The sequence below is a fragment of the Dactylosporangium darangshiense genome (genome assembly GCF_039537565.1).
Classification (GTDB): domain Bacteria; phylum Actinomycetota; class Actinomycetes; order Mycobacteriales; family Micromonosporaceae; genus Dactylosporangium; species Dactylosporangium darangshiense.
On the sequence record NZ_BAABAT010000008.1, the window covers coordinates 197,908 to 209,657 of the forward strand.

An 11,750-nucleotide genomic window follows, 5' to 3' on the forward strand; every position below is an offset into this window, starting at 1 on the left:
TTCGCACTCGTTGCAAACTTGCACTAAGTGCGGCTATGGTTGCCGGCATGACGAAGACTTCGGTACTCATCTCCGGCGCCGGCGTTGCCGGCACCACCGCCGCCTATTGGCTCGCCCGGCACGGCTTCGAGGTCACCGTCGTGGAGCGGTCGACCGGCCAGCGCTCCAGCGGCAACCCGGTCGACGTGCGCGGCCCCGCGCTGCCCGTCGCCGAGGCCATGGGCGTCATGCCGGCCCTGCGCGAGCGCGCCACCCACGCCGACGCGATGCGGGTCATCGGCCGCGACGGGCGCACCGTCGCCCAGCTGCCCATGCAGACCGCGCCCGGCGCGCTCGAGATTCCGCGGGCCGACCTCGCCGCCGCGCTGCACGACGCGGCCCGCGAGCACGCCGACTTCCGCTACGACGACAGCATCACGGCCCTGTCCGGCGACGAGCGCGGCGTCGACGTCACCTTCGACCGGGCCGCACCGCGCCGCTTCGACCTGGTCATCGGCGCCGACGGGCTGCACTCGGCGGTGCGCCGCCTCGCCTTCGGCCCGGAGCGGGACCTGGTGTCACACCTGGGCGTGTGGGTGGCGAGCCTGCCGCTGGGCGAGGCGGCGCAGGACCCGCGGCACGTGCTGCTGTACAACGAGCCCGGCCGCCTGGTCTCCATCCACCCGTCGCGCGGCGAGGCGCTCATCGCGTTCATCTTCCGCGGCCCGGCGATCCCCGGCCTCGACCACCGCGACACCGAGCGCCACCGCCGCATCGTCGCCGACGCGTACGCGGGCGCCGGCTGGCAGGTCCCGCGCCTGCTGTCGAAGCTGCCGGACGCCGACCTGTACTTCGACAGCGTCAGCCGCGTCCACCTGCCCCAGTGGACCCGGGGCCGCATCACGCTCGCCGGCGACGCCGCCTCCTGCGTGTCGCTGTTCGGCGACGGCTCCAGCCTGGCGATGGCCGGCGCGCACGCCCTGGCGGAGTCGGTGGCCGCGCACGGCGTCGACGCGGGCCTGCGCCGCTACGAGGCCGAGCACCGGGTCCGCACCGACGCGAAGGTCCGCCGCGCCGGTCGCTCGGCGGCGCTGGTGGTGCCGCGCACCCGCCTGGGCCTGGCCACCCGCAACGCCACGGCCCGGCTGCTCAGCGCCCGCCACTAGCCGCTGGGCTCGGTCTGGTCGAGCCGGAGCGCCTGCTCGGGTACCACGGGAGAGGCCTTCGCGCCGCCCAGCGCGTGCCGGGCGGCGAGGACCCGCAGCAGGTGGGTGATCTCCAGCTCCGGCACACCGGCCCGCGAGCAGGCCCGGCGCAGCGCGTCGTCGAGCAGGTGCCGCCCGGTCGGTACCCCCTCGATCCGCCGCCGCTCGACCCCGAGCAGCGCCCCGAGGACGTGCTCGCGCCGCAGGGGTACCACCGCGGCCTCCAGGGGCGTCGCGAGCCGGGCGGCCACCGCGGCCCGCCACTGGCGCAGCCTCAGGGCGATGTTCGCGCCGGCCACGGCGACGCCGGCGATGAGCGCGGCGGTCGCGACGGCCGCGGTGACGTGCTCAGCGGCGAGGCGGCCGCAGGCGAGCACGGCTAGGGCGGCGACGACCGCGCCGGCGCCGGCCCGGGGCAGCGCGGCGAGCAGGACCGGCGTCTGCGAGGCGGGCGGGCGCACGCCGGAGAGCGTGAACAGCAGCGGCGCGGCGTGCGGCGGCCACGCCCACGGCCGGGCCAGGACGTCATCGAGCAGCCGCCCGTACGCGGAGCCGCGCGTGGCCGGGAACGCCTGCCAGCGGCCCGCGGTGACCGGCCCGGTGTCGCGGCCGGGCTCGCGCAGCAGGGCCACGGCGACGCCCGGCTGCAGCTGCGCCCGGTACGCCAGGGCCGTCTCCCACGGCGGGTACACCGCCCGCCGCGCCAGCACGGCTCGTACCACCGCCGGCTCGTCCGCGGCCCGCGCGACGGCGTCGAGGTCGAGCGGGTCCGTGGTGCGCTCGGCCGCCGCGATCGCCGCGTCCGGGTCGCGCCGCGCGAGGATCGTCAGCGGCGCCGACCCGGCCCGCCCGGTGGCCGCCATCCGCAGCAGCACCGCCCCGCCCGCGGGCGCCTCGGCGTCGTCGTCGCGGTGCGCGCCGCCGTCGAGCACGTCGAGGACGGCGAGCAGCCGCGACACCCAGGACGCGTCCCGCGCCGCGGCGGAGGTCCCGGCGAGGGCCTCGATCTCGGTGCTGGCGGCCCGGCGCACGCCGTCGTCGTCGCACCCGCCGGCGGCGAGCGCGGCGCGGAACAGCAGCCGCCGGTCGCCGAGCGCGGCGAGGTCGTCGATGATGCGCCGGCGCAGCTCCTCGCCGGCGCCGGCGCACGCGGCCACGACGGCCGCGAGGAGCCCGGCGGGCCAGTGCAGCCGGGTGCGCAGCCGTTCGGCGAGGGCGTCCCACGCGCCGTCGGAGGGCGGGTCGCCGGCGCCGGCGGGCGGACCCTGCTGTATCGGATCCTGCGGTATTGGATCCGGCAGGAACAGTGCGGGGATGTGAAAACCGCGAACCGGCTCGGCGTGCGAGACCGCGATGACCGTCGAGGCCGGCGCGCGGCGCGCGAGCGGGCCGGACACCCCGGCGACGGCGGCCCGGACCGCGCCGCCGGCGGTGTCGAGGCCGTCGAGCAGCAGCAGGTACCCGCCGGCGGTGGCCGCGCCGTCCAGCGCTCGCAGCAGCGCGCCGGCGGTCACCGGCCCGTCGGCGGCCGGCCGCGCGAGGTCGACCAGCACCGGCCGCTGCGCGTCGCCGGGATCGGCGGCGGCGCGCCGCCATGCGGCCTCGTGCAGCCACGGCAGCGGGCCGGGCGTGGTGGTGCCGGGCGCGGCGAGCAGCCACAGGCGCTCGCCGCGCCGGTCGAGCAGGGCGGCGGGGTCGACGCGGGCGCCGTCGGGGGCGAGCAGGGCGGGCGGCACGGCCGCGCCGGGCGGCCCGGCGGGACGTTCGACGGCGTGCCGGCGCAGCGTGCGCTCCGCCGCGCGTCGCATCCGGTTGGCGGGCATCGGCGTCGAGGCTCCGAACGGTGACGGTGTGATGACGGTCGACGTCATCGTTTCGTCCGCGGCCCGGGCCCGCAGCCGAATCGCGGCCGAATCCATCGATCGGGGTCATCCGTTCGTGGCGCGCCGGGCCCTGCTAGGGCCCTTCGAGGGCCGCGATCCGGTCGGCGGCGGCGAGCATGTCGCGGCCGACGGGCTGGACGCCGATCTCGGCCAGCAGCAGGGCCGTCGACACCCGCTCGGCGACGCCCCACTCCCAGATCGCCTCCTCGCGGCGACCGGTGCGCGCCGCCAGCCAGCGGGAACGCTCGCGCGGGTCGCCTTCGAGGAGGTCCTGCGGGTCCTCGCGCATGAGCACCCCCAGGTCGTACTCCGCGTCGGCCAGCAGCCCGTCCGGGTCCACGAGCCGGAAGCCGCCCTCGGGCGCGCGCAACGCGTTCCACTGGTGCACGTCGCCGTGGACGAGGACGGCGCGCTCGTCGTCGTGCGCGGCGCCGCGCCGGGCGCAGCAGGCCAGGGCGTGCTCGACGGTCCGCTCGGCGCAGGGCCGGCCGGTGCGCTCCCACACGCGCACGATGAACCCGGCCAGCCACTCGGCCTTGTCCCGGCCCGTCGGCAGCCCGGCGTCCGGCGCCGGCCGCCACACCCGCGAGGCGGCCCCGGCCAGGATCTCCAGGCGCCGCGGCAGCGGCTCGCCGAGGTCCGACAGCGACGGGCCGAGCCGCTCGAGCAGCAGCGCGCGGCGCTCCTCGTCGGCGCGCAGCAGCCTTGCGCAGCCGTCGCCGCCAGCCAGGCGCAGGACGGCGGCCTCGTGGCGGGCGTGGTCGCCGGGGCGGTCGATGTGCACCTTCAGCACGGCCGGCGCGCCGTCCGCGGTGACGGCCTCGGCGACGAGGGCCTCTGTCCCGCCCTGGTACACCCGGCCGGCCCGGATCTCCCAGTCGCGCTCGAGGCCCTCGACGAGCCCGGGCAGGTCCGCCAGCCACGCGTGCGCTCCGGCGGCGAGGGCCTTCGCGCGTACCACCTCGGGCACGATCATCCGCACAGCTTTGCAGCTTCGCGGGAACTTTCCCCAACCGCGCACCGACTATGGACTCGTGCTGATTCGCCGTACCGCCGGCTCGGTCCTCGCCGTCGCCGCCGTGACCATTGCCGTCGTGCTGTCCACCGCGCTGCCCGCCGCCGCGCACGTCGAGGTCAAGGCCGACAAGGCACAGGCCGGCGCGACCAACGTGACGATCACCTTCAGCGCCGAGAACGAGTCGTCGAAGGCCTCCATCACCTCGGTCGAGGTGGCGCTGCCCGCCGGTATCGCGCCCGCCGACGTGACGTACGTCTCGGGGCCGACCGGCTGGGCCCTCACGCCGACCGCGAGCGGCTACAAGGTGGCGGGCCCGGGGCTGGCGGCGAAGCAGAACGCCGAGTACGCGGTGAAGGTCGCGAAGCTGCCCGACGCCAAGACGGTGTCGTTCAAGACCCTGGTGAACTACAGCGACGGCCGCGTCGACCGGTGGATCGAGCTGCCCGACGCCGGCGCCGGGTCCGACAACCCCGCCCCGACGCTGGCCCTGGCCCCGGCCGCCGCGCCGGCGTCCTCGGCCGCGCCGAGCACCGCCGCCGCGTCCTCAGCGGCGCCGGTCGAGACCACGGCCACCGCGATCGCCGCCGACGGCGACGGCGGCTCCTCCGCCCCGCTGTTCATCGGCCTGGCCGTGGTCGTGGTCGCGATCCTGGCGGGCGTCGTGATCTGGCGGGTACGCCGGACGTCATGACATCTGTCATGGGGGTGCGGGTGACGCGATGCAGCCCGATCGCCGTCGATGCGCCGCCATGCTGTTGCCATGACGAACGAAGCAGTCCAGCTGACGGGGCTCACGAAGCGGTTCGGTGAGGTCACCGCCGTGGACGGGTTGGACCTGACGATCCGCCGCGGCGAGGTCGTCGCGCTGCTCGGCCCGAACGGGGCGGGCAAGTCGACCACCATTGACATGCTGCTCGGCCTGCAGCGCCCGGACTCCGGCGAGGTGCGCCTCTTCGGCGACTCACCGACGAAGGCGATCGCCCGGGGCGGCGTCGGCGCGCTCATGCAGAGCGGCGGCCTGCTGCCGGACCTCACGGCCGGGGAGACGGTACGCCTGGCCGCGGCCCTGCAGCGCAACCCGCGCCCGGTCGGCGAGGTGCTCGAGCGGGCCGGCGTGGCCGAGTTCGCCGGCCAGCGCGTCGCCGGGCTCTCCGGCGGCCAGCAGCAGCGCATCCGCTTCGCCATGGCCCTCGTCGTCAACCCGGACCTGCTGGTGCTCGACGAGCCCACGACCGGCATGGACGTCGAGACCCGCCGCGCCTTCTGGGCCTCGATGCGCGAGGAGACGGCCCGCGGCCGGACGGTCCTCTTCGCCACGCACTATCTCGAAGAGGCCGACGACTACGCCGACCGCATCGTGCTGCTGCGGGCGGGCCGGGTCATCGCCGACGGCAGCGGCGCCCAGATCAAGGCCGCCGTCTCCGGCCGCACCATCCGCGCCTCCATCCCCGGCGCCGACCTCGCCAGCCTCGCCGCCCTGCCCGGCGTCGAGCGCGCCGAGGCCCGCGGCGAGACGGTCCTGCTGCACTGCGACGACTCCGACGCCGCCCTGCGCGCGCTGCTCGCCGCCACCGACGCCCGTGACATCGAGGTCACCAGCCGCAACCTCGAAGACGCCTTCATCGCCCTTACCGCCGCCGGGAGCATCCAGTGAACGTCACCTACATGCGGCTCGAGGCCGTCCGCCTGTTCCGCAACAAGCGCGTCGTGATCTTCTCGACCCTGATGCCGGCGCTGCTGGTGCTCATCATCGGCGGCGTGTCCGTGGGCGGCGACGCGGACGCCAAGAAGTACGTGATGGTGAGCATGGCCCTGTTCGGCGCCATGACGGCCGCGATCTCCAGCGGCGGCACCATCGCCGTCGAGCGCGGCCTCGGCTGGAACCGCACGCTGCGGCTCACCCCGCTGTCCCCGGCCGCCTACGTGCTCAACAAGGTGCTCCTCGCCCTGCTCGTCGGCGTCCTGCCGGTGCTCATCACGTTCGTCGTCGGCGCCGTCGGCCTGCACGTGCGGCTGAGCCCGGCCGAGTGGGTGCTGTGCTTCATCGGGGCGTGGCTCGCGTCGCTGCCGTTCGCGGCCCTCGGCGTCGTCATCGGGTACCTCGCCAAGCCCGACAGCGTCCAGCAGGTCTCCGCGCTGATCAACCTGACCCTCGCCGCGTTCGGCGGCCTGTGGGTCCCCGTCAACCTCATGCCGGACACGCTGCAGTACATCGCCAAGCTGACCCCGTCGTACTGGACCGGCCAGGTCGCACGCAGCCCGCTCGAGCACGGCCACATCGACGGCCAGGCGATCGCGGTGCTCGCCGGCTGGACGGTGGCCCTGGCCCTCGTGGCCCTGCGCCGCTTCCGCGTGGACACCGCCCGCGCCTGACCTCGACTAGCGTGTTCGACATGTCGACGGACCAGCCCGACCGCCGCCCCGGATCATCCAGGTTCTTCTGGCTCTGGGCGGCGGTCTGGCTGTTCTACATGGCCGGGCCCATCAGCGACGCCTGGCACCGCCCCGAGATCTGGCAGCGCGTCGTCGGCCTCGCCGCGGCCCTGGGCTTCTGCGTCCTCTACGTGGCCGGGTTCCTGTCGGTGCGCGGCACCCTGCGCGCCACCGGCCGCCTGCAGAGCGTGACGCGGGCCGTGACCCGCCTCGGCGTCCTCACCGCGTTCGCGACGGTCCTGACCCTCGTCGTCGGCGAGTCCGGCCTGACGTCCCTCGTCTACATCGCCGTCACCGCCGTCTTCTCCCTGCCGCCCCCCTCGGCCTGGAGCACCGTGCTGGGTTGCGCCGCCGCCGCATTCGTCCTGCCGCGCGCGGTGCCCGGCTGGGACCGCGGCATCGACCTGACCTTCGCCATCATGGTCGCCGCCCTGGCGGTGTGGGGCGTGACCCGCGTCGTGCAGCGCAACGCCCAGCTCGCCGAGGCCCGCGAGGAGATCACCCACCTGGCGATCGCCGCCGAGCGCAACCGCTTCGCCCGCGACATGCACGACCTGCTCGGCCACTCCCTGACGGTCGTGTCCGTCAAGAGCGAGCTGGCCGGCCGCCTGGTGCAGCTGGCGCCTGAGCGCGCCGAGGCCGAGCTGGCCGACATCCAGCGCCTGGTCCGCGAGGCCCTCGCCGACGTGCGCGCCGCCGTCGCGGGCTACCGCGAGATGTCCCTGGCCACGGAGCTGGCCTCGGCCCGCAGCGCCCTTGACGCGGCGGGCATCGAGGCCGACGTCCCGGTCACGGGCGAGGAGGTCGCCCCCGAGCGCCAGGAGCTGTTCGCCTGGGTGGTCCGCGAGGGCGTCACCAACGTCGTGCGCCACAGCGACGCCAGGCACTGCTGGATCCGCCTGGACCGCGGTGCCGTCGAGATCAGCGACGACGGCCGCGGCCCGGCCGGCGACGTCACGTCCACGCCCGGGGGCCAGGGCCAGGGCCACGGCCTGGGCGGCCTGCGCGAGCGCCTGGACGCGGCGGGCTGCGCACTGACGGTCGGCCGGCGCGACGGCGGCGGCTTCCTGCTGCGAGCCGCCGCCTCGTGACACCGGCCGCGCTGTGATAGCGCCCGTCGGTGGCCGCGAGTGGGTGCGCGGTATCCTTGCCGTGCCGTATAGAAGGGACCGCATTGCCTGCTCAGGACGACGGCGGCACCGCCCGGCGGGCACCGGCCAAGGCCGGCTCGGCGGCCGGCGACGCCCGGGACGCATTACGCGAGGCGATTCTGGCGGGGGAGTACCTGCCGGGGGAGCGGCTGGTCGAGGCGCAGCTGAGCGAGCGCTTCGAGGCGAGCCGGTTCAATGTCCGCATCGCGCTGCAGGACCTCGCCGGCGAAGGGCTCGTCGAGATCCAGCGCAACCGCGGTGCCCAGGTGCGCAAGGTGTCGCTGGACGAGGCGATCGAGATCACCGAGGTACGCATGGTGCTCGAGGGCCTCGTCGCCGCCCGCGCCGCCGAGCGCGCCACCGCCGAGCAGGCCACCGAGCTCGACGAGATCGGGCTGCTCATGCGGCGGGCGGTGACGGCCGGGGAGTACCGCCGCTACAGCGACCTCAACCATCGGCTGCACGCCCTCATCCGCTCGATCGCCGGGCACCGCACCGCGGACGGCATCATCGAGACGCTGCGCGGCCAGCTGGTGCGCCACCAGTTCATGCTCTCCCTGCTGCCGGGCCGGCCGCAGGTGTCGCTGCCGCAGCACGAGGCCGTCATCGCCGCGATCCGCGCCCGCGATCCGAAGGCCGCCGAGGACGCCATGCGCGAGCACATCGCGAGCGTCATCGAGGCGCTGCGCTCGATCGAAGCGCTGGGCTGAGCGCCGGCGCGGGCCGCCGGGCCAGCGCGAGCGCGGCGCACCCGGCCAGGGCGGCCGCGGCCGCGATCTGCACGCGGTAGTCGAGCGCGGACACGGCAAGGCCGCCGAGCAGCAGCGCCGGACCGGCAGGGGCGAACATGAGCGTGTCCGCGGTCGCCGACGCGCGGCCGAGCAGGTGCCCGGGTGCGAGGCGTTGCAGCGCCGTCACGGCCGCGATCAGCGGCGCCGGCAGGCCCAGGCCGATGAACACGCAGCCGGCGAGGACCAGCCACGTCCACGGCGCCGCCCGGCACGCGGCGCCGATCGCGAACAGCGCCAGGCCCAGCGCCGCGAACCCCCGCTCGCCGAGGCGCCGCATGAGGGAGCCGGCCAGCAGGCCGCAGGCGATCGACCCGAGGCCCTGCGCGGGCGTGAGGACGCCGGCGAACGCGGGCGGGCGGTGCAGGCCCTCGTCGAGTACCGCAAACGTCGCGCTGCTGGAAAGACTCGAGGCGACGAGCGCCGCGCCGCCCGCGAGCACGAGGGCCCGCAGGGTGCGGTCGCGGCGGATCACGCCGAATCCCGACTCCCGCGGGCGCGCCGACGGCCGCGGCGAGGGCTCCGGCGGCGCGGCCGGGCGGGGACGCAGCAGCGCGAACGCGATCGCGGCGGCGGCGAACGTCGCGGCGTCGAGCAGGGCGACCGCCGGGCCGCCCAGCAGCGCGAACAGCCCCGCACCGGCGGCCGGTCCGAACAGTTTCATACCCTCCGCCACGGTACGAACAAGGCCGTTGAAGTCCCCGCGAAGCTCGCCTGGCAGCACCGACGGCAGGATCGCCGCCTCGGCCGCGCCGGCCAGCACCGAGCCGGCGCCGACGAGCGTGAGACCGGCGAAGATGACCCACACCCGACCCGAGGCGAGCGCGGCCAGCACGACGGCGAGCGCCAGGTGCACCGTCACGAGCAGCCGCCGCCGCTCGACGCGGTCGGCGACGCCGCCCAGCACCGGCCCGAGCAGCAGCGCCAGCCACATGCCGGCGCCGACGACGCCGGCGAGGGCGTCGGAGCCGGTCAACGTCTTGACCCACACGCCCGCGGCCAGCGACATCGCCGAGTCGCCGAAGCCCGAGACGAGCACGCCCGTGAGGTACAGCCGCGCGTTGCGCTCGCGGAGCACCCTCCCCGTGGTCCACACACCCCCAATAATATGCTTGGGGGATGGCGGACGATGTCCTGCGCGCCCTCGCACACCCCCTTCGGCTGCGCATGCTCAACCTGATGTGGCCGGGCCCGCTGTCGGCGGCCGAGCTGGCCCGCGAGCTGTCGGTGTCGCACGCCCTGGCCAGCCAGCACCTGCGCCGCCTGGCCGCCGCGGGCCTGGTCGAGCTCGCCGAGGAGCGCAATCGCCGCGGCGGGCACGAGCGGCGCTACCGCACCGTGCACGGCTCGCCCCTGTCCGACCGGCGCGAGGGCGACGCGTTCCTGGCGGAAGCCCTGGCCGCGGGCCTGCGCGAGCGCGCGGCCCGCCGCGACCCGGCGCACCCGGGCGTGACCGTCGACGGCGAGCTGTGGGTCGCGGCGGAGGCCTGGGAGGCGTTGCGCACCGGGCTGCAGGCGCTCGGCGAAGCGCTGCACGAGGCGGCCCGCCCGGCCCGCACGCCCGGCACGGTCCCGGTCGCGGTGACGATCCAGACGTTCCGGACGCGGGCCTAGCGGATCAGGCCTGGGTCACCGGGATCGCGGTGCCGTAGCGGACCTCGAGCACGACCCGGTCGCCGAGCGGCTCGGTGAGCTGGACCGAGGCCTCGCGCGGGTGGCCGACGTCGTCACAGCCGTAGTTTTCCGAGCCGGCGGGCGGCTCGTAGTTGCGTTCCAGGACGAGCACCACCACCGCGATGTCGGAGGCGATGACCTCGGCGCTGTAGTCGGCGCCGCACGGTTGCGCCGCCGAGCCGCCGGCGCCGGTGAAGTACACGGTCAGGGTCCGGTCGTGGATCGTGGCGCGTTCGCCGGACAGGCCCGCGGGCGGGTTGTTCGGGTCGTGCGGGCCGGGCTCGGGTGACTTCGTGGCGACGGCGACGCGCCAGATGCGCACCGCGCTGTCCCGCACCGTGAACTGCCACGCCGGGACGACCGCCGGGCCGCGGCTGGTGCTCACGTTCGCCGTCGCCAGGGTCGCGCCGGTGACCAGGATCGGCGGGCAGGTCATCGCGCACTGGCCGGAGCCGGCCTGCCGCAGGCGCTGGAGTGTCTCGGCGGCCGGCAGCACGTCGACGGTACGCCGGTTGCCGTCCGCCCACCGGATCTCGCCCGGCGGCGGTGTCTCGGCCGGCAGCGTCCCCGCGGCCTCGACGGCGCCCGCCAGCATCGCCTGCTTGTAGGCGTCGCCGACGCCGGGCTCCCAGTTGCCGGTCTGGCCGGTCTGCTCACCGGCGGCCACGAACGGCGGGCCGTCGGCCGATGCCGTGGCGGCCCAACGGTCCAGCGCCGCATGGGCCTGCTCGACCTGGGCGGCGTGCGAGTCGTAGCCCGCGGACTCGCCGGGGCGGGCGCAGGCGGCAGGGAGCAGGAGCAGCACGAGCAGCGGCACGACGGATCGGCGCACCACGTCACGATCCCACGTGGTACGCCGATCCGCTGCCCCGGGCGCTCAGCGGCACGGCAGGGCGCGGTACAGCCGGACCGAGATCACCGCGAGCCAGGTGAGGATGACGATCACCGCGGCGACGAAGCCCAGCGTGAACCAGGGCGCCTGGTTGCCGGAGGCGATCCCCGCGAACCCGGCCAGGAACAGCGTGCCCGAGATCCGCGAGTACAGCGCCAGGCCGCGCGGCTGGTGCCGGGCCAGCACGTACGTGGCGGCGATGACGCACAGGAAGCCGATCCCGCCGGCCGTGAGGTGGCCGATGCCGTGCCAGGACACGGTGCCGGGGCCGTCCGGGGTACCCGCGGGGAAGCCCATCGCAGGGTCGGCCCGCAGCGCGCCGGCGGCGATCATGCTCGCGCCGAACGCGCCGACCAGCCGGGGCGCCCAGCGGGTCTGCGGCAGCGCGCGGGCCAGGCCCACGGCGCCGGCGATGATCATCAGTCCGCTCAGCACGAAGTTGGTGATCTGGATCCAGCCCAGGGAGCCGTTGGACAGCAAGCTCCACGCGTGCCGGGTGATGTCGAAGTGCTCGCGGGTCAGCGCCTGCGCGAGGCTCACGGCGACGTAGAACGGTCCGGCGAGCACGCCGTAGCCCAGCAGCGAGCGGGTGACGCGGTTGGCGCGGATCTCGGCGGTGACCGGGGCGGGAGCGGCGATGGCGGTCATGGCAGGTGTTCCTTTCGTGGTGGGTGCCTTCACCCCTGCCTCGAACGGCCCCGCCCGGATCCGACATGGCTTGCCAAGA

12 protein-coding genes are annotated in these 11,750 nt (G+C 75.8%); 7 read left to right on the forward strand and 5 right to left on the reverse strand.

Going from position 1 to position 11,750, the window contains the following annotated elements; genetic code table 11:
* The first annotated feature begins 47 nt into the window (after positions 1 to 47).
* The gene (locus tag ABD901_RS17970; RefSeq protein ID WP_345128079.1) at positions 48 to 1,145 is read left to right on the forward strand and encodes an FAD-dependent oxidoreductase; all 1,098 of its coding nucleotides are present in this window, start codon (positions 48 to 50) and stop codon (positions 1,143 to 1,145) included.
* Here the strand turns inward: ABD901_RS17970 and ABD901_RS17975 are convergent.
* Positions 1,142 to 3,055, reverse strand: coding sequence for a hypothetical protein (locus tag ABD901_RS17975; protein WP_345128081.1), 1,914 nt, complete (start codon positions 3,053 to 3,055; stop codon positions 1,142 to 1,144). The genes ABD901_RS17970 and ABD901_RS17975 overlap by 4 nt on opposite strands.
* Before the next feature lie 85 nt (positions 3,056 to 3,140).
* Positions 3,141 to 4,043: an aminoglycoside phosphotransferase family protein gene (locus ABD901_RS17980; protein WP_345128082.1), complete on the reverse strand. Its 903-nt coding sequence runs from the start codon at positions 4,041 to 4,043 to the stop codon at positions 3,141 to 3,143.
* Positions 4,044 to 4,101: 58 nt separating this feature from the next.
* Here ABD901_RS17980 and ABD901_RS17985 point away from each other — a divergent pair, with 58 nt between their 5' ends.
* From ABD901_RS17985 to ABD901_RS18005, 5 genes are all read left to right on the forward strand, one after another.
* The gene (locus ABD901_RS17985) at positions 4,102 to 4,776 is read left to right on the forward strand and encodes a DUF1775 domain-containing protein (protein WP_345128083.1); all 675 of its coding nucleotides are present in this window, start codon (positions 4,102 to 4,104) and stop codon (positions 4,774 to 4,776) included.
* A 69-nt stretch (positions 4,777 to 4,845) separates the two neighbouring features.
* Positions 4,846 to 5,739, forward strand: coding sequence for an ABC transporter ATP-binding protein (locus ABD901_RS17990; RefSeq protein WP_345128084.1), 894 nt, complete (start codon positions 4,846 to 4,848; stop codon positions 5,737 to 5,739).
* Positions 5,736 to 6,458 (forward strand): ABC transporter permease, encoded by a 723-nt coding sequence (locus tag ABD901_RS17995; RefSeq protein ID WP_345128085.1) that lies wholly within the window; start codon positions 5,736 to 5,738, stop codon positions 6,456 to 6,458. Before ABD901_RS17990 ends, ABD901_RS17995 begins: the two co-directional genes overlap by 4 nt.
* Positions 6,459 to 6,478: 20 nt before the next feature.
* Entirely contained in the window at positions 6,479 to 7,609 is a 1,131-nt protein-coding gene (locus ABD901_RS18000; protein WP_345128087.1) for a sensor histidine kinase, read from the forward strand.
* 83 nt (positions 7,610 to 7,692) lie between these two features.
* On the forward strand, positions 7,693 to 8,379 hold the full coding sequence (locus ABD901_RS18005) for a GntR family transcriptional regulator (protein ID WP_345128088.1): 687 nt from the start codon (positions 7,693 to 7,695) through the stop codon (positions 8,377 to 8,379).
* Here the strand turns inward: ABD901_RS18005 and ABD901_RS18010 are convergent.
* Positions 8,342 to 9,553 (reverse strand): MFS transporter, encoded by a 1,212-nt coding sequence (locus ABD901_RS18010; RefSeq protein WP_345128089.1) that lies wholly within the window; start codon positions 9,551 to 9,553, stop codon positions 8,342 to 8,344. The two genes, ABD901_RS18005 and ABD901_RS18010, sit on opposite strands and share 38 nt — an antisense overlap.
* 23 nt (positions 9,554 to 9,576) lie before the next feature.
* Here ABD901_RS18010 and ABD901_RS18015 point away from each other — a divergent pair, with 23 nt between their 5' ends.
* Positions 9,577 to 10,071 (forward strand): ArsR/SmtB family transcription factor, encoded by a 495-nt coding sequence (locus ABD901_RS18015; protein WP_345128090.1) that lies wholly within the window; start codon positions 9,577 to 9,579, stop codon positions 10,069 to 10,071.
* Positions 10,072 to 10,075: 4 nt separating this feature from the next.
* Here the strand turns inward: ABD901_RS18015 and ABD901_RS18020 are convergent, their stop codons facing one another.
* Entirely contained in the window at positions 10,076 to 10,963 is an 888-nt protein-coding gene (locus ABD901_RS18020) for a hypothetical protein (RefSeq protein WP_345128091.1), read from the reverse strand.
* A gap of 45 nt (positions 10,964 to 11,008) precedes the next feature.
* Positions 11,009 to 11,671, reverse strand: a complete 663-nt coding sequence (locus ABD901_RS18025) for a DUF998 domain-containing protein (RefSeq protein WP_345128092.1) — start codon at positions 11,669 to 11,671, stop codon at positions 11,009 to 11,011.
* Positions 11,672 to 11,750: the final 79 nt, after the last annotated feature.

Bases quoted from the DNA above. Each gene is read 5' to 3' on its own strand.
- ABD901_RS17970 (WP_345128079.1), top strand. From the start codon at position 48: ATGACGAAGACTTCGGTACTCATCTCCGGCGCCGGCGTTGCCGGCACC.
- ABD901_RS17975 (WP_345128081.1), bottom strand. From the start codon at position 3,055: ATGACGTCGACCGTCATCACACCGTCACCGTTCGGAGCCTCGACGCCG.
- ABD901_RS17980 (WP_345128082.1), bottom strand. From the start codon at position 4,043: ATGATCGTGCCCGAGGTGGTACGCGCGAAGGCCCTCGCCGCCGGAGCG.
- ABD901_RS17990 (WP_345128084.1), top strand. From the start codon at position 4,846: ATGACGAACGAAGCAGTCCAGCTGACGGGGCTCACGAAGCGGTTCGGT.
- ABD901_RS18000 (WP_345128087.1), top strand. From the start codon at position 6,479: ATGTCGACGGACCAGCCCGACCGCCGCCCCGGATCATCCAGGTTCTTC.
- ABD901_RS18015 (WP_345128090.1), top strand. From the start codon at position 9,577: ATGGCGGACGATGTCCTGCGCGCCCTCGCACACCCCCTTCGGCTGCGC.
- ABD901_RS18025 (WP_345128092.1), bottom strand. From the start codon at position 11,671: ATGACCGCCATCGCCGCTCCCGCCCCGGTCACCGCCGAGATCCGCGCC.